The sequence below is a fragment of the Pseudomonas sp. 7P_10.2_Bac1 genome (genome assembly GCF_025465935.1).
GTDB lineage: Bacteria > Pseudomonadota > Gammaproteobacteria > Pseudomonadales > Pseudomonadaceae > Aquipseudomonas.
In genome coordinates this window covers 123,433-140,028 of record NZ_JANLNV010000090.1, presented here as the reverse complement: position 1 = coordinate 140,028, position 16,596 = coordinate 123,433, and the positions used below count along the sequence as shown (strand labels likewise).

General features: G+C 59.5%; 13 protein-coding genes. 4 read left to right on the top strand and 9 right to left on the bottom strand.

The window, feature by feature from the left end; all coding sequences use genetic code 11:
• The first annotated feature begins 154 nt into the window (after positions 1-154).
• Positions 155-2,191: an NADPH-dependent 2,4-dienoyl-CoA reductase gene (locus tag NTD86_RS21975; RefSeq protein WP_262205420.1), complete on the top strand. Its 2,037-nt coding sequence runs from the start codon at positions 155-157 to the stop codon at positions 2,189-2,191.
• 133 nt (positions 2,192-2,324) lie between these two features.
• Here the strand turns inward: NTD86_RS21975 and NTD86_RS21970 are convergent, their stop codons facing one another.
• Positions 2,325-3,227: a LysR family transcriptional regulator gene (locus NTD86_RS21970; RefSeq protein ID WP_262205419.1), complete on the bottom strand. Its 903-nt coding sequence runs from the start codon at positions 3,225-3,227 to the stop codon at positions 2,325-2,327.
• Positions 3,228-3,353: 126 nt separating this feature from the next.
• Between NTD86_RS21970 and NTD86_RS21965 the strand changes: the two genes are divergently transcribed.
• Positions 3,354-4,877, top strand: a complete 1,524-nt coding sequence (locus tag NTD86_RS21965) for an MFS transporter (protein ID WP_262205418.1) — start codon at positions 3,354-3,356, stop codon at positions 4,875-4,877.
• Between the two features lie 34 nt (positions 4,878-4,911).
• Here the strand turns inward: NTD86_RS21965 and NTD86_RS21960 are convergent, their stop codons facing one another.
• The 6 genes from NTD86_RS21960 to NTD86_RS21935 form a co-directional block, all read right to left on the bottom strand.
• A complete protein-coding gene (locus NTD86_RS21960) occupies positions 4,912-5,637 on the bottom strand; it encodes an amino acid ABC transporter ATP-binding protein (protein ID WP_262205574.1) in 726 nt (241 codons plus the stop codon).
• A gap of 79 nt (positions 5,638-5,716) precedes the next feature.
• Positions 5,717-6,958: an NAD(P)/FAD-dependent oxidoreductase gene (locus NTD86_RS21955; protein WP_262205417.1), complete on the bottom strand. Its 1,242-nt coding sequence runs from the start codon at positions 6,956-6,958 to the stop codon at positions 5,717-5,719.
• Between the two features lie 27 nt (positions 6,959-6,985).
• Positions 6,986-7,696, bottom strand: a complete 711-nt coding sequence (locus tag NTD86_RS21950; RefSeq protein ID WP_262205415.1) for an ABC transporter permease — start codon at positions 7,694-7,696, stop codon at positions 6,986-6,988.
• Positions 7,693-8,412 carry an ABC transporter permease gene (locus NTD86_RS21945; RefSeq protein ID WP_262205414.1) on the bottom strand — a complete coding sequence of 240 codons (720 nt, stop codon included), beginning with the start codon at positions 8,410-8,412 and terminating at the stop codon, positions 7,693-7,695. Before NTD86_RS21945 ends, NTD86_RS21950 begins: the two co-directional genes overlap by 4 nt.
• Positions 8,413-8,515: 103 nt before the next feature.
• On the bottom strand, positions 8,516-9,265 hold the full coding sequence (locus NTD86_RS21940; RefSeq protein ID WP_262205413.1) for a transporter substrate-binding domain-containing protein: 750 nt from the start codon (positions 9,263-9,265) through the stop codon (positions 8,516-8,518).
• Positions 9,266-9,278: 13 nt separating this feature from the next.
• Positions 9,279-10,154: a MurR/RpiR family transcriptional regulator gene (locus NTD86_RS21935; RefSeq protein ID WP_262205411.1), complete on the bottom strand. Its 876-nt coding sequence runs from the start codon at positions 10,152-10,154 to the stop codon at positions 9,279-9,281.
• Between the two features lie 143 nt (positions 10,155-10,297).
• On the opposite strand from NTD86_RS21935, the gene NTD86_RS21930 reads away from it, so the two are divergent.
• Positions 10,298-11,329 (top strand): Ldh family oxidoreductase, encoded by a 1,032-nt coding sequence (locus tag NTD86_RS21930; protein WP_262205410.1) that lies wholly within the window; start codon positions 10,298-10,300, stop codon positions 11,327-11,329.
• Positions 11,330-11,681: 352 nt separating this feature from the next.
• On the opposite strand, the gene NTD86_RS21925 is transcribed toward NTD86_RS21930, so the two are convergent.
• Both NTD86_RS21925 and NTD86_RS21920 read right to left on the bottom strand, forming a co-directional pair.
• On the bottom strand, positions 11,682-12,716 hold the full coding sequence (locus NTD86_RS21925) for an AraC family transcriptional regulator (protein ID WP_262205409.1): 1,035 nt from the start codon (positions 12,714-12,716) through the stop codon (positions 11,682-11,684).
• Positions 12,713-13,633, bottom strand: coding sequence for a GGDEF domain-containing protein (locus NTD86_RS21920; protein WP_262205408.1), 921 nt, complete (start codon positions 13,631-13,633; stop codon positions 12,713-12,715). Before NTD86_RS21920 ends, NTD86_RS21925 begins: the two co-directional genes overlap by 4 nt.
• A 367-nt stretch (positions 13,634-14,000) precedes the next feature.
• Here NTD86_RS21920 and NTD86_RS21915 point away from each other — a divergent pair, with 367 nt between their 5' ends.
• Positions 14,001-16,535: a TonB-dependent receptor gene (locus NTD86_RS21915; RefSeq protein WP_262205406.1), complete on the top strand. Its 2,535-nt coding sequence runs from the start codon at positions 14,001-14,003 to the stop codon at positions 16,533-16,535.
• Positions 16,536-16,596: the final 61 nt, after the last annotated feature.

The following is a 16,596-nucleotide window of genomic DNA, read 5'->3' as shown; positions in this document are numbered from 1 at the left end:
CTTGCCAAGGGGGGCTGCGCATTAAGGTTAGGAGTTTGTCATTTTGGGTCATTGAGCGCGTCGGGGAGTCTCTTTACTGTGCCAGTCATAACCGACGAGGGCCAATGAGCACCTCGCTTTCCGTGATTTAGCCTGTAACGGAGCATCCCCCCTGATGACCGCCTCTCACTATCCGCATTTGCTGGCCCCGCTGGATCTGGGCTTTACCACCCTGCGCAACCGCACCCTCATGGGCTCGATGCACACCGGTCTGGAGGAACAGCCCGGTGGCTTCGAACGCATGGCGGCCTATTTTGCCGAACGGGCCAAGGGCGGCGTCGGGCTGATGGTGACCGGCGGGATCGCTCCCAACGACGAAGGTGGTGTGTACAGCGGTGCGGCCAAACTGAGTACCGCTGAGGAAGCTGAAAAACACCTGGTCGTGACCCAGGCCGTACACGACGCCGGTGGCAAGATCTGCCTGCAGATCCTTCACGCCGGGCGCTATGCCTACAGCCCGCGACAAGTAGCGCCCAGCGCTCTGCAGGCGCCGATCAACCCGTTTACCCCTAAAGAACTGGACGAAGCGGGCATTGAGAAGCAGATCAGCGACTTCGTCACCTGCGCCATGCTGGCGCAAAGTGCCGGTTACGATGGAGTCGAGATCATGGGCTCCGAAGGGTATTTCATTAACCAGTTCCTCGCCGCCCAGACCAACCATCGCACCGACCGTTGGGGCGGTAGTTACGAAAACCGCATGCGCCTGCCGATTGAAATCGTGCGCCGTACACGGGAGGCCGTAGGCCCGAACTTCATCATTATTTATCGTCTGTCGATGCTCGATCTGGTGGCCGGTGGCAGCGTCTGGGAAGAAATCGTGCAACTGGCCAAGGCCGTGGAACAGGCCGGTGTGACGATCATTAACACCGGTATTGGCTGGCATGAAGCGCGTATCCCGACCATCGCCACCAAAGTACCGCGCGGTGCATTCAGCAAGGTCACGGCCAAACTGCGGGGCTCGGTCAGCGTGCCGTTGATCACCACCAACCGCATCAACACCCCTGAAGTTGCCGAGCAGATCCTGGCCGAAGGCGATGCCGACATGGTGTCCATGGCGCGTCCATTCCTGGCCGATCCGGCGTTCGTCAATAAAGCAGCAGCCGGGCGCAGCGACGAGATCAACACCTGCATCGGCTGCAACCAGGCCTGCCTGGACCATACCTTCGGCGGCAAGCTGACCAGTTGCCTGGTTAACCCGCGTGCCTGCCATGAAACCGAACTCAACTACCTGCCGACCATCGCCGTGAAGAAAATCGCCGTGGTGGGCGCCGGGCCTGCCGGATTGTCGGCGGCCACCGTAGCGGCCGAGCGCGGGCATCAGGTCACGCTGTTCGACTCGGCCAGCGAGATTGGTGGCCAGTTCAACGTGGCCAAGCGCGTGCCGGGCAAGGAAGAGTTTTTTGAGACCTTGCGTTACTTCAAGCACAAGCTGCAGAGCACCGGGGTTGATCTGCAGCTCAACACCCGCGTGGATGTGCAGCAATTGGTGGCGGGCGGGTTTGACGACATCATCCTGGCCACGGGGATTGCGCCACGGACCCCGGCGATTCCGGGTATCGACCATCCCAAAGTACTCAGCTACCTGGACGTGATCCTCGGACGCAAGCCGGTCGGCGCAACCGTCGCAGTGATTGGTGCGGGCGGTATTGGTTTTGACGTGTCCGAGTTCCTGGTGCAAAAGGGCGAGGCCACCAGCCTGAATCGCGAAGCATTCTGGCGTGAGTGGGGCATTGATACACAGCTGGAAGCCCGCGGTGGCGTGGTCGGGATCAAGCCTGAAGTACATGCACCGGCGCGCCAGGTGTTCCTCTTGCAGCGTAAAAAGACCAAGGTGGGGGACGGTCTGGGCAAAACCACCGGCTGGATCCACCGCACCGGTCTCAAAAACAAACACGTGCAAATGCTCAACAGCGTTGAATACCTGAGCATCGATAATGACGGCCTGCACATCCGCATCGGCGAAGGTGAGCCGCAGGTATTGCCGGTGGACAACATCGTGATCTGCGCCGGTCAGGACCCATTGCGAGACCTGCAGGACGGTCTGGTGGCGGCAGGGCAGAGCGTGCATCTGATCGGTGGTGCTGACGTGGCTGCCGAACTGGATGCCAAGCGGGCCATCAACCAGGGCTCACGGCTGGCAGCCGAGTTGTAAACCGTGCGTGAATCCATCTAGTAGGGGCCGCCCACTCTGTGCAAGTGGGCTTGCTCGCGATTGAAGCGACAAGGTGCAGTACCTAGACCGAGTTGCCTGCATCGCGAGCAATCTGGCTCCCACAGCGTGCGTACTAGGCCTTGGGCGAACCCAGGGTCATGTGCTCGGCCAAAAAGTCGACAAATACCCGTAACTTCGGCAGCAGATGTCGGCTGCTGGGCCACAGCACCGAGAAGCGCCCGTGTGCGCTGATATGATCAGCCATCACGGCTTCCAGTTGTTGGTTCTGCAAGGCCTGCTGAACCGTGAAGCTCGGCACGTAGGCGAGGCCAAAACCGGCCACGGCGGCGCCAATCAAGGCTTCCAGATTGTTGAACACCAGCGGGTTCGAGCGCTTCCACAGGATGTCGTCACTACGGCCTGTGAACGCCCACTCCTGCAAAGGGCCATTGCTGGGGAATCGATACCGCAGGCACACGTGCTCTTTCAAATCCTCTGGCTCGTGCGGCCGACCATGACGCGCGAGGTAGTCCGGCGCTCCCACCAGGGCAAAGTAAAAGGCCCCCAACGGCCTGCTCTTGAGCCGTGAGTCGGCAAAATCGCCACTGCGGATCACCGCATCCATCCCTTCACCAATGACATCGACAATGCGGTCGTTGAAGTCCATGTCCAGTTCGATTTCCGGATAGCGCTGGATGAACTCGCCCAGGATCGGCAGCAACATGCGATAACCGATCGCTGGCAGGCTGACGCGCAAGCGCCCCCGTGGCACTTCCCGCGATGAAACCAGCTCGGCCTCGGCTTCTTCGAGTTCCTCCATGATTTTGCTGCAGCGCTCGAAGAACAGCGCGCCTTCTTCAGTCAGGCTCAAGCGCCGTGTGCTTCGGTTGAACAGGCGCACGCCGAGCCCGTCTTCCAGACGCGCCACGCTCTTGCCCACCGCTGAAGGCGAGATGCCCAGGCGCTCGGCGGCCGCCACATAACTGCCCAGCTTGGCGGCGATAACGAAGGCATTCAGACCACTCAGACTTTCCATGACGTGCCTTAATTAAGGAGTTTTTGTCGTGTTAGAGCGGAGTTATAGCCTGTTTTTCTTCAATTGGATCGCTTTTATCTTCTCCAGACCTTTACGTCACCTTGCTCAATGGCTGGAGTTTTACCTATGTCTTCTCACCGCACACCGCGTACGTCTGCAGGCTGGACGTTGCTCGCTGTTTGCACGGCGGCGCTGATCATGCCGCTGAGTTTTTCGGGAGGAGCGCTGGCTACGCCCGCCATCGCCCTCGACCTGGGCGGCAGCCCCCTGGCGCTGACCTGGATCACCAATGCCTTTATGTTGAGTTTTGGCAGTTTGCTGATGGCAGCCGGCACCTTGTCCGATCGCTACGGGCGCAAACGCATTTTTGCCTCGGGTGTTGGCGTGTTTGTCCTCGCATCGCTGGCTGTAGGCCTGGCCCCGGACATCTTCTGGCTGGATGGCTTGCGGGCGCTGCAAGGCGTGGGAGCCGCGGCGGCCCTGGCAGGCGGGAGCGCGGCCATTGCAAACAGTTTTGAGGGGCGCAGCCAGACCCAGGCGTTTAGTCTGTTGGGCACCAGTTTTGGCGTGGGTCTGGCGCTGGGGCCGATCCTGTCCGGGCTGCTGATCGAGCATCTGGGCTGGCGCGCGGTGTTTGTCCTGGGGGCAATGATTGGTGCGCTGGCGCTGTTGATTGCACTCCCCATGATGGCGGAATCCAGAGACCCGCATGCCAGTCAACTGGACGGCAAAGGCACCCTGAGCTTCACGGCCGCGCTGGTGCTCCTGACCTGGGGGATTCTGCTGGTGCCGGGCAATGGATGGTACAGCCCTTGGGTACTGGGCATGCTGCTGGGGGCGCTGCTTTGTGCGTGGTTGTTTGTGCGGATTGAAAGCCGTGTATCGCGGCCCATGCTCGACCTGTCACTGTTTCGCTACCCGCGTTTTGTGGGCGTGCAATTGTTGCCGATTGCCACCTGCTTTTGCTTTGTCGTCTTGCTGGTGTTGTTGCCGGTGCGTTTGATCGGCATTGAAGGACGCAGTGAAACCGATACCGGGCTGATCATGATCGCCTTGTCGCTACCGATGTTGATCGTGCCTTACCTGGCCGGTGTGCTGACGCATTGGTTTTCGCCACGGGTGTTATCGGCCATTGGCTTGCTGATCGCGGCGGGCGGGCTGCTGATGCTGAGTCGCGTGGGTATTAATCAACCCACTTCAGCCATGCTCGCGCCCTTGTTGGTGATCGGTATGGGCACGGGGTTGCCGTGGGGCTTGATGGACGGGCTGTCGATCAGCGTGGTGCCCAAGGAGCGCGCAGGCATGGCGACGGGTATTTTCGGCACCACACGTGTCGCGGGCGAGGGCATTTCACTGGCCATCGTCAGTGCCGTGCTGGCGCTTTTGATCCAGGACCACTTGGCCTCACAGCGTGCCGATGTGGCGCAATACCTGGCCACGGGAGACCTGGCTCAGGCTTCGCGTTTGCTGCAAGGCGTGGGACCGGCCCTGTTAGGCGCAACCTACCTGCAAGCGTTTCAGGTGCTGCTCTACGGCCTGGCCGCCCTGACCGTAGCAGTTGCACTACTGATCTTGTGGTTTTTGCATGAAAACCCTGTAGCCGCTGCCGCAGGCTGCGATGAGGTGCGCAGCAGCCCCGCTTCTGAATAAAAAGCAAAGGGCCAGCGGCAGCGGCAACGCTGGGTCAGTGCACGATCTGCGCAAGAAAGGCTTGGGCCCGAGGGCTTTTCGGGGCGTTGAAAAAGTCTTCGGGCGGCGAGTCTTCGATGATCATGCCGCCATCGAGAAACAACACCCGCTCCGCCACTTGCCGGGCAAAGCCCATTTCATGGGTGACGCAGAGCATGGTCATGCCGCTGCCTGCCAGTTTGACCATCACGTCCAGCACTTCGCTGACCATCTCTGGGTCGAGGGCTGAGGTCGGCTCATCAAACAGCATGATTTTCGGCTCCATGCACAGCGCCCGGGCAATCGCCACGCGCTGTTGCTGGCCACCGGAAAGCTGGCTCGGGTATTTATCAGCCTGGCTGGCAATGCCGACTTTCTCCAGAAAGTGCTGGGCCAGTTCCACGGCTTTTTTACGTGGCAGCCCGCGCACCGACATCGGCGCAAGAATGCAGTTGTCCAGCACGCTCATGTGCGGGAACAGGTTGAAGTGTTGGAACACCATGCCGATTTCGCTGCGCACCTTGGCCGCTTCACGGCTGGTGTGCGACAGGTCGGTGCCGTTGACCAGGATGCTGCCTTTCTCAGCTATTTCGAGGCGGTTGATGCAGCGGATCAAGGTCGATTTGCCTGAGCCGGACGGGCCGCACAGCACAATTCGCTCGCCTTCGCGCACTTTCAGGTCGATGCCTTTGAGCACGTGAAAAGCGCTGTAGTACTTGTTCAGGCCAGCGATATCCACCACCACCTTGCGGCTATCAGTGCCTGGCGACACAGGGTTGTGAACGTAAGCAGAATGTACTTGCATAGCGTGTCTCCAGAGATCAGTTGAAGCGCTCGGCGCTGTAGGGTGTCGGGTCGGTGAACGGGGTCTGGCCGGTCATCATTTCGGCCAGCAGGCGGCCGCTGACCGGGCCCAGGGTCAGGCCGTGGTGGGCGTGACCAAAGTTGAACCACAAGCCTTTGTGACGACTGGCCGGGCCGATCACCGGGCACATGTCCGGCAGGCAAGGGCGACGCCCCAACCACGGCTCGGCATCCACCCGTGGGCCTAGCGGGTACAGGCGCTGGGCGCGCTCTTCGCAGCGGCGCAGCTGGATTTCATTGATCGGGTCATCGCTGTCGGCAAACTCAATGCCGGTGGTCAGGCGAATGCCGCCGACCATCGGCGCCAGTACATACCCGCCGATTGAATCGAGAATCGGGTGCTGCATGGTATGCCCGTCTTTGGCGGCGTAATGCATGTGGTAGCCCCGCTTGATCGCCAGCGGAATCTGGTACCCCAGCGGCTCGAAAATGGCCCGGGCCTGTGGCCCCAGTGCGACCACCACTTCATTGGCGACGATCAGCCCTTTTTGGCTCTCGACCTGCCATTGCCCGGCCGTGGCCCGCAGGCGGGTGGCATCGCCGAGCACAAAGGTGCCGCCACGCTGGATAAACAGCTCGGCGTAACCCCGGGTCAAGCCACCGGGGTCGGTGACGGTCTTGGGGTCGAGCCAGTGAATGCCGCCCAGCACGTCGTCATGCAGGCCGGGTTCCAGGGCGTGCACTTGCTGTTTGTCGAGCACCCGGTAATTGAGCTTGAACCGGGCAAGAGCGGCTGCATCGCGTTGCGCTTTTTCGAAGTCCGCCGGGGTGCGGTACACCTCGACCCAGCCACTGTCTTGAATGAGCCCGGTCATGCCTGCCGGTTCTGCCAGCAAGTCGTGCTCACTGACGCACTTTTCTATCAACGGCAGCATCGACTCGGTGGCTTTGGCCAGGCCTTTGCTGCCGGATTGCTGCCAGTACTGCATCAGCCAGGAACCGGCCTTGGGCAGGTGCTTGAGGCTGTAGCGCACGTCGGATTGCTGGTTCAGGCCATAACGCAGCAAGCGCGAGATTTCCCGCGGGAACGAATACGGAATAACGCTGGCGCGCTCGATCAACCCGGCGTTGCCGTGGCTGGTGCCGCTGCCCGGTTGGTCGCGGTCGAGCAACACAACGTTGCGTCCGTGCGCCTGGAGTTGCAACGCGGTACTGACGCCGACAATGCCGGCTCCCAGAACGAGAATGTCGCAATGCATAAACAAGTCCTTTGAACGAAAGTGGGCTTACTGCAAATGGCGGCTGAGGCGGCCTTCGATAAATTTGAGGGTGCGACGCACGATTTCGACGATCAGCAGATAAAGCACTGCAGCCCACAGGTACACCTGGAAATCGAACGTGCGGGCAAAGACCATCTTGGTCACGCCCATCAGGTCATAGATGGTCACCAGCGAGGCGATGGCGCTGGCCTTGATCATCAGGATCAACTCGTTGCCCAGCGGGCCGATGGCCACCAGCAGCGACTGCGGCAGCACGACCTTGCGAAACGTCGTCCAGCGCGACAGGTTCAAAGCCTTGCACGCTTCGCGCTGGCCTTGTGCAACCGACATGATGCTGCCGCGCAGAATCTCGGCCTGATACGCCGCCGTGTTCAGGGTGAAGGCCAGCAGGGTGCACAGCCAGGCATCGCGGAAGAACCACCACAGGCCGATGTCTTGCCAAAAGCTCTTGAACGAGCCGAGGCCGTAATACAACAGGAACAACTGCGCCAACAGCGGCGAGCCGCGGAAAAAGTACACATAGGCGCCGGTGACATTGCGCACGGCCCGATTATTGGACAAGCGCCCCAAGGCGATCACCAACCCCAGCAACGCGCCAAGGGTGAATGAAATCGCCACCAGCTTGGCGGTCACCAGCAGCCCGTCAATAAAGCGCGGGGCGTAGCGCTCAAGCAATTCGGGGTCGAGAATCATGTTTTGCAGATCCGCCAGGCTCATGGCTGCACGCTCCGTATGTGGCGGTTGAAGTAGCGTTCCATAAACGCGAACAGGCGCCCGGAAATGGCCGAGAAAAACAGATAGATAAAGCAGGCCACGGTGTAGAACAGCATCGGGTCCTTGGTCACGCTCACCGCCAGGTTGGTCTGGCGCATCAGGTCGACCAGCGCGATGGTTGACACCAGCGAGGTGTCCTTGAGCAGCGACAGCCAGTTGTTTGACAGGCCGGGCAGGGCGATGCGTGCCAGTTGCGGCAACACTACTTTGCGAAAGGTGGTGAATTTAGACAGGCCCAGCGCCGAGGCGGCTTCGTATTGTCCTTTGGGAATGGTCTTGAAGGCGCCCAGCCAGATCTCACTGGAAAACGCCGCAAACACCAGGCTGAAAGCGATCATGGCGGCCACGAAGGTGTTGATCGTGAACTGCACGTCATAACCCATGGCCTCGAGGATTTTTTGCGCTGCGATCTGGCAACCGTAGTAAATGATCAGCAGCGTCAGCAGTTCGGGCAAACCCCGGAATACCGTGGAAAAGGTTGTGGCCCAGGCGCGCATCCAGCGACTTTTGGAGCGCGCGGCTACGGCCACCAACAGCCCCAGCGGCAGGCCGATCGGCAGGCAGCTCAAGGCCAGTGCAATGGTTACCAGCGAGCCGGCCAGCAGCGCTGAACCCCAGCCACCACTGGCGAATGAGAGAAGTGAGAGTTGTTCGAGCATGCTCGAGTCCCCGGTCAAAAAAAGACAATAGTCAGCCACTGCGCGCGAAATGCACGCAGGGCAGGGTGATTGGCAGGGAAGCCCTCAACAGAGGGCGAAAGACTTAGTAGATGTCGAAGTCGAAGTACTTGCTCGAGATCTTTTTATAGGTGCCGTCGGCCACGATTTCATCCAGCGCCTTGTTGAAGCGCTCGCGCAGGGCGTCATCGTTTTTGCGCACGGCAATCGACGCGTCATCCATGGTGCCGTCAACGTCGCCAATGATTTTGCAGCAGTCCTTGCCGGTTTTATTGACCCACTCCAGCAGCGGAAACTTGTCGGCGATCACCACATCGACCCGCTCGTTGGCCAGCTCGCTGTTGGCTTCGTCCAGGGTCGGGTACAGCTTGATGTCGGCTTTTTTGTAGTGGGATTCGGCGTACAGGCTTTGCGTGGCGGCGCTTTGAGCGCCCACGGTCTTGCCGGCGAAGTCGGACTGGGCATCGGTGATGTCCGAGTCTTTGGCTACGGCGATGGACAGCGGCGTGCGGTAGTAGTGATTGGTGAACGCAATTTTCTTTTTGCGTTCCTCGTTGACGATCATCGAGGCGACAATAGCGTCGTACTTTTTAGCCATCAGACCGGCAATGATGCCGTCCCAGTCCTGGGCCACGATGGTGCATTGGGCGTCCATGCGCTTGCACAGTTCTTCGGTGATATCGACGTCGAAGCCGTGCAGCTTGTTGTCCGAGTCAACGTAGTTGAACGGAGGGTACGCACCTTCCGTGGCGATAATCAGCTTGTCGGCCTGGGCGTTGGCCGCGACGGCGAAAACCATTGCACACGCACTGGCAAAGCGAAGGACGTTGTTCATCTAGCACCTCGTTTTATTGTTTTGATCCGGGTGAGGATGTGTAACCCACGAACTCATTGTGTAAGGCCGCGGTTGCCTCAAGACGCTTCTCAACGTCAGGCCCCAGTTGTTTGCACACTTCATTGATCAACAGGTGCACCAGCGACAGCATGGCTGCGGTGGATTCCCAGAACAGATTGAATTCGGTCGGTACGCGGAACACTTCATCGGCGCACGAGTCGGCCCAGTCGCAAAAGGTGTCGGTCACCAGCGTTACCGCAATTCCCGCTTCACGGGCCTTGCGGCACAGTTGCTGGGCGTGGCGCGAATAGCGGCGGGCTTCAAACACCACCAGCGCGCAATCCTCGGCGGGGCACAGCAGCACGTCGGCGTAATGCCCGGCAGCGCCATCCACCAATTGCACGCCATCGCGCAGGTACTGCAGCAAATGCACCATGGAGGCAGCGATGCCGCGCTCGGTCTGAAAGCCCGCGACAAACACTTTGCGCCGTGTCGCCAGGCGCTGGCTGACGGTTTGCCACGCAGGCGTCAGGCTGTATTCGTAAACCTTGACCAGCGCGGCTACTTCCAGCTCAAAACTGCGTGGCAAGGCCTGCGGGCTCTGGCTCGATTGCTGACGGAATTCTTGCAGACGATCACCGACCAGCCACGGGCCATCGCCCAGGTCGTCCTTGAGATCGTTTTTGAGTTCTTTGAAATGGCTGTAGCCCAGCGAGCGACAGAAGCGCCCCACACTGGACTCGCTGACACCCAGCTTGCTGGCGATGTCGGCGGCGGTCTGAAACGGCAACTCGTAGAGATTCGCCAGCATGTAACTGGCAATCGTCCGACCCGAAGGCGCGGCGGTTGACAGACTGCTTTCAAGGCGTTGCTTAATCGACTGACTCACGGCTGCTTCCTGTTCTTGTTTCAGCGCGTTGCAGAAAGTGAATGTTTTCTGACATTAAGTCAAGAATTGACAGAGAACTGTCATCGCAGGATAGTGGCTCTACAGTTGCATCTCGACAATAACAACTAGATCGGAGCGCCAGAATGTCTCAGCCCGCTACCTCCTCATCGGCCATAGAGTCGCTTTCTCTCAGCGAACTGACCGCTTTGCTGCAACAGATTTTTGTGCGTCATGGCACCTCTCCCGCCGTGGCGCAGGTACTGGCCGATAACTGTGCACGGGCTCAGCGCGATGGCTCCTATAGCCACGGAGTGTTCCGCATTCCGGGGTATCTGGCGTCGCTGGCGAGCAACTGGGTGGATGGCCAGGCCATCCCCAAGGTTGAAGACGTGGCGTCCGGTTTTATCCGTGTGGATGCCGGCAATGGCTTTGCTCAACCGGCGTTGGCGGCAGCCCGTGAGTTGTTGGTAGAAAAAGCCCGCAGTGCCGGGATTGCCGTGTTGGCGATTCGCAACTCGCACCACTTCGCGGCGTTGTGGCCGGATGTCGAGCCGTTTGCTGAAGAAGGCCTGGTGGCCTTGAGCGTGGTCAACAGCATGACCTGCGTGGTCCCGCACGGTGCGCAAAAACCGTTGTTTGGCACCAACCCGATTGCGTTCGCTGCACCCCGTGAAGGGGCGAGCCCTATCGTCTTTGACTTGGCCACCAGCGCCATTGCCCACGGCGACGTACAGATTGCGGCACGCAAAGGCCACCTTTTGCCGGCGGGCATGGGCGTCGACAAACAGGGCGAGCCGACCCAAGACCCTAAAGCCATCTTAGACGGTGGCGCCTTGTTGCCGTTCGGTGGTCACAAAGGCTCGGCGTTGTCGATGATGGTCGAGTTACTGGCGGCGGCGTTGACGGGCGGCAATTTCTCGTTTGAATTCGACTGGAAACAACACCCGGGTGCGCAAACGCCATGGACCGGCCAGTTGCTGATCGTGATTGATCCAAGCAAATCGGGCGGTAACAGCTTTGCCCAGCGCAGTGCCGAGTTGGTACGCCAGATGCACGCCGTGGGCCTTGAGCGCATGCCGGGTGACCGCCGCTTTATCGAGCGCGCCAAATCCCTGGAGGCCGGCATCCCGTTGAGCGCAGAAGAGTTGGCCAAACTGCGCGCACTGGCTGAATAAACCACCCACGTGTAGGAGCGAGCTTGCCTCGCGATCCTTTGATCTTTAAAAGATCGCGAGACAAGCTCGCTCCTACAGGGCCATGAATTTCGTATCAAATTCGGGTGCAAAGAGCAGTCATCCCGTTGAGCGAACTGGCTGAATAAAATATCCCGCGTGTAGGAGCGAGCTTGTCTCGCGATCTTTTGATCTTGAAAGATCGCGAGGCAAGCTCGCTCCTACAGGGCCATGAAATTCGGATCAAGTTCGGGCGGAATGAGCAGTCATCCCGTTGAGCGAACTGGCTGAATAAATTACCCCACGTGTAGGAGCGAGCTTGTCTCGCGATCTTTTGATCTTTAAAAGATCGATCCTACAGGGGCATGAATTTTCGGATCAAATTCGGCGTGCAACCGGTCCAGCGTTTCAGGGCGCGGCGGAAGTTGGCCCGGTCGTTGAAGTTCAGGTACTCGGCCACCGCTTCGTTGCTAAAGCCTTTGATCTGGTACAGGTACAGCGCCACGTGTTTGCGCGCCTGATCTTGCTGGGCCTGGAAATGCGTGCCGTGTTTGTTCAACTTGCGCTTGAGGGTGGCTTGGCTCATCGCAAAATGCTGGGCGACTTCTTCCAGCCCGGGGGCGCGTTGCGCCTGGTCGCGCAAGTGCACGTACAAGCGATCAAGCAGGCTGGCGCCGAAGCCGAGTTCGTGGAGCTGATTTTGCGCTTGCTGATGGGCAACCTGCCGGGCAATCGCTGAGGCATTCGGCCAGGCCCGGGTCAGGTATTCGCGGGGCAGGCGCATCATGTCGAGCTGGCAACCAAATTGGGTGTTTTCGCCCAAGTGCACCCAGTATTGCTCCACGTAGCGCGGCTGCGGGTAGCTGAAGCTGCATTCCCACGGCAACCGCTCGCCGCTTAGCCACTGGCTCATGGCCTTGAAGGCGGTCATGCTGGCCTCCTGCACAAAACGCAACTGCTCCTGCGCTCCGCAACTGTCCAGCCAATACACATACGCATAGCGCTCATCCAGCAACAGCCGTGGGGTCAATAAAGGGCTGAGCAGGGCGCGATGGTGGATCACGGTTTCCAGCGCCTGATGCAGGTTCTGCGCCTGTTGCAGCGCATGGCTGGCCGGGCCGTAGTGCCCGGGCAACAAGCGTTGGCCGAACAGGAAGCTGCTGTCGTCGGCATCCAGCAAACGCTGGGCATTAGCGATCAGACCGAAAAACTGCTGCGGGCTCAGGCGCGTGGTTCCAGCCACAATATCGTCGTAGAACAAGCCGGTGCCGCGTAGCAGTCGATGGCTGTCGATGTCCCGTGACAAGGCCAGGTCAATCAGGGTCGCGGGTTGGTAATGCCCGGGTATGAAGCGCGTGTCGACTTCGTACCAACGGCTGCCGAGCGTCATGCCCGCAGACTCCGGACCGGCTTGGCCCGCGCCAGGGCGAGGTTCAAGCGTTTGAGCAATTCATCCGGGGCTTCGTTGAGCGCCATGACCACCGCCGTGCTGGCTGCCAAATACACCCGTTCGCCATGTTGGCGTGTTTTATGGGCAAGGCTCTGAACCGCCTGTTGCAGCTCCAGTGCCAGCAGCCGGGCCTGGCTTTCGCCGGTGTTGGGCAGCAGCACTACAAAGCGGTCACCGGCCAGTCGGCAGAGCAAGTCGTGACGGCGCAGGTTGAGCAGTAACAATTGACTCAAGGCTTGCAGCACCGCGTCGCCTTCGGCGTGACCATAGTGCTGATTCAGTGCGGCAAAATTGTCGATATCCAGCGCCAGCAATGACAGCGGTTGTTGCTGCTCAAGGCTCTGCGCCATGCAATCCCTGACTTGACGCTTGAGGTAATCGGCACCGCCCAGCGGGGTGAGTTTGTCGAACAGGCGATGTTCACGAAAGATGCGCTCGCGCTTTTCCATCTGCTGGTTGATGGCCTGTTGTTCGCGGTGCCAGTGGTACAGGCCGATGGTCAGCAGAATCATCCCGACCGGCATCGGTCCCGACTCCAGCCAATGGTCCCAGCCCAGGTGTTTGGGCAAGCGGATAAACTCGTCGAGCACGTCCATCCACCAGGAAAAGAACATGCAGCACAGGCCAATCGACAGGTAGTCAGTGACCCGCCCAGTCGGGCGGCTTTTAAGCACCAGCACCAGCCACAGCAGGACAAACAGCGCGGTGCCGCCTTCGCCGATAATGTCCAGCCACTGCCACTCATGAACGTGCTTGGGCGTGCCGAACGCCAGGTTCAGCAGCACGCCGATATTGGCGGCCAGTACCAGCAATCCGAGTTTCCAGCGATGGTGCTTGAGGATGTTGAGCCAAGTCATGACGGGTCTTCCCAAACGCAATGCTGGCCAGCAGAACAGAGCTCTGTGACAGCGATGTTACGAGGGGCAAGGGTCGAATCAGCTCAGGTGTCCTGTCAAAAATCGTTGATATGAATTGTGCAGGATCGCGCCTGCCTCGCGATCTTTTGGTCTTTTAAAAGCTCTCGAGGCAAGCGCGCTCGTGCGGGATCTTGGTCTGAAAAAGGTCAAATCAGCTCATCCAGCGCTGATTACCCCTTTAAAAGCCTCTATTTCCGGGGTTTGGCCCGAACACTGTCACGGCACTGTCATTGAGCGTCCCTAGTTTTCGCTCCCAAGTTGTCGGGCCATTTGCCTGACCTTAAACGCGAATTCGGGGAGAGCAGTCATGTACAAGGGTCGGAGCAAGACGCCGTGGGTGAGCTTTACGTTCAGTGCATTGGCCTTGGCCATTTCCAGCGAACGCCTGAGCGCCGCCGAGGCGTCGGACGCCGGTGCCACCGAGCACGTTGAGGTGGTTGGGCAGGCGGTCAGCCTGGACAAGGCGCTCAAGCAGCAACGCAATTCGGACACGATCCAGAGCGTGGTGCACGCCGACGGCGTCGCGCAGTTGCCGGATGCCAACGTTGCCGAAGCCGTACAGCGCCTGCCGGGGATCAGCATCGAGCGCGATCAGGGCGAAGGCCGCTTCGTCAGTGTGCGTGGCCTGGGCCCGGACCTGAATAGCGTGACCATCAACGGCACGCTGGTGCCGTCGCCCGAGAGCAAACGTCGCGCTGTAGCGCTGGACGTGTTGCCTTCCGAGCTGGTGCAGTCACTCTCGGTGATCAAAACCCTGACCCCGGATATGGACGCCAATTCCCTGGGCGGCACGGTCGACGTAGAAAGCCTCTCGGCCTTCGACCATGACGGGCTGTTCTACACCGCAAGCACCCAGGCCGGTTACAACAAGAACACTCACCAGACCAGCCCTAAAGTGTCGGGCGCCATCAGTGATCGCTTTAGCCTAGGCGACGGCATCGACAACTTCGGTGTCGCGGCTGCCCTGAGCTGGAACAAACGTGATTTTGGTTCCGACAACGTTGAAACGGCCGGTGACTGGGATTTTAACGACGGTGCCAAGCTCAACAGCTTCGAACAGCGCGTGTACGACATCTCCCGTGAGCGCGCCGGTGGCGGTCTGAATTTCGACTACAAGCCCGACGACGACACCAAGCTCTACTTGCGCACGCTGTACAGCCGCTTCAAAGACAGCGAGATCCGCAACTCGGATGCCATTGAGTTCTCCAATCCGCAAGCCGAAGGCGAGTTGGGCAAGGCCAAGGGCAAACGCAAACTCAAGCAGCGTGATGAAACCCAGGAAATCCAGTCCTACGTGTTGGGTGGCGAACGCACGCTGGGCCTCTGGACATTGAGCGGGCAGGCCGGTTACAGCGAGTCCAGCGAAGATACTCCGGCGGGCATTTCCGGGGCGACGTTCAAAAGCAATTCGAGCTTTCCCGGCAGCGGCTGGTACGACTCGGAAAAACCACGGCCAATCATCGGTGCCGGTTTCTATGACCCGGCCAACTACACGCTCGACAAAGTCGACGTAAAAAAAGAACTCACCAAAGACAAAGAAAAGAACCTGCGTCTGGACCTGGCACGCGATTACGACGTTGATGGCTATGCCTCGCAGTTCAAGTTCGGCGGCAAGGTCAGCCGCCGCAGCAAAGACAACGACACCGAAGCCTGGACCTACAAGAACTTCTCTAAATTGGGCTTCAGCGATGAGCAGTTGAATTTGGGCCAGTTCAGCAAGGGCGAACTGGATTACTCGCTGGGCCGTTACGGTCCAGGCATCAGCGCTGGGGCGATCAAAGACCTGCTGGGCGGCTTGAACCGCGACAAGTTTTACAACGAGCAGGCTTCGCGGGTGAATGACTTCACGATGCATGAAGACATTAACGCAGCCTATGTGATGAACACGGTGGACATTGACGATTGGCGCTTCATTGCCGGCTTGCGCTACGAGGGCACCGAGTTTGACGCCAAGGGCACGGGCATCCGCAATGGTGTGTATGAAGCGCAACACACCCGGCGCAATGACCACCACTGGTTGCCGGGTTTGCATGCGCGCTACCAGTTGGCGAAAAACACCCAGGTGCGTGCGGCCTGGACCAACGCCGTGGTGCGACCGACCTTTGGCCAGTTGGCCCCAGGTTTTGTGATCGAAGATGACAAGGCCGAGTTTGGCAACCCGAACCTCAAGCCGCTGGAGTCGAGCAACTTCGACCTGGGCATTGAACACTTCATGGGGCAGGCCGGTACGGTGTCGGCGTTCCTGTTTTACAAAGACATCAAAAACTTCGTCTACAACAATGACCTGGCCGGCACTGGCATGTGGCGTGACTTCACCGAGGCGCATTCTTACGCCAACGGCGACAGTGCCAAGTTGTATGGCCTGGAACTGGCGTACTCGCAGAAATTCGATTGGCTGCCTGCGCCATGGAATGGCGTGATCGTCGGTGCGAACAGCACCTTCAGCCGCTCCAACGCCAGCATTAAAGGCTACGACGCCGCGTCGGGGCGCACCCTCAAGCGCGATATCGACTTGCCGAGCCAGTCCAACACGGTCGGCAACCTGATGGTGGGTTGGGAAGACGACAAACTCAGCGTGCGCCTCTCGGCCAATTACAAATCGGCCTACCTCTACGAGCTGGCCGGGATCAATGACAAGGCCCACGACACCCACGTCGACGCACAAACCTTTGTGGATTTCAGCGCGCGTTACTCGCTGACCAATAACCTGCAAGTGAGCTTTGATGCGCAGAACCTGACGGACCAGCCGTACTTCGTCTACAGCGGCAACCGCCGCTACAACAACCAGTACGAAGAGTACGGTCCGACCTACTCAGTAGGGCTGACGTTTACCCATTTCTAACGCATTGAACGCTCTGTAGTCGCAGCCTGCGGCAGCGACGACAGACCTTGCTTCAACGGAC

Bases quoted from the DNA above. Each gene is read 5' to 3' on its own strand.
- NTD86_RS21970 (WP_262205419.1), bottom strand. From the start codon at position 3,227: ATGGAAAGTCTGAGTGGTCTGAATGCCTTCGTTATCGCCGCCAAGCTG.
- NTD86_RS21950 (WP_262205415.1), bottom strand. From the start codon at position 7,696: ATGAGCCTGGCGGATCTGCAAAACATGATTCTCGACCCCGAATTGCTT.
- NTD86_RS21925 (WP_262205409.1), bottom strand. From the start codon at position 12,716: ATGACGCTCGGCAGCCGTTGGTACGAAGTCGACACGCGCTTCATACCC.
- NTD86_RS21975 (WP_262205420.1), top strand. From the start codon at position 155: ATGACCGCCTCTCACTATCCGCATTTGCTGGCCCCGCTGGATCTGGGC.
- NTD86_RS21915 (WP_262205406.1), top strand. From the start codon at position 14,001: ATGTACAAGGGTCGGAGCAAGACGCCGTGGGTGAGCTTTACGTTCAGT.
- NTD86_RS21955 (WP_262205417.1), bottom strand. From the start codon at position 6,958: ATGCATTGCGACATTCTCGTTCTGGGAGCCGGCATTGTCGGCGTCAGT.
- NTD86_RS21945 (WP_262205414.1), bottom strand. From the start codon at position 8,412: ATGCTCGAACAACTCTCACTTCTCTCATTCGCCAGTGGTGGCTGGGGT.
- NTD86_RS21920 (WP_262205408.1), bottom strand. From the start codon at position 13,633: ATGACTTGGCTCAACATCCTCAAGCACCATCGCTGGAAACTCGGATTG.
- NTD86_RS21930 (WP_262205410.1), top strand. From the start codon at position 10,298: ATGTCTCAGCCCGCTACCTCCTCATCGGCCATAGAGTCGCTTTCTCTC.
- NTD86_RS21940 (WP_262205413.1), bottom strand. From the start codon at position 9,265: ATGAACAACGTCCTTCGCTTTGCCAGTGCGTGTGCAATGGTTTTCGCC.
- NTD86_RS21965 (WP_262205418.1), top strand. From the start codon at position 3,354: ATGTCTTCTCACCGCACACCGCGTACGTCTGCAGGCTGGACGTTGCTC.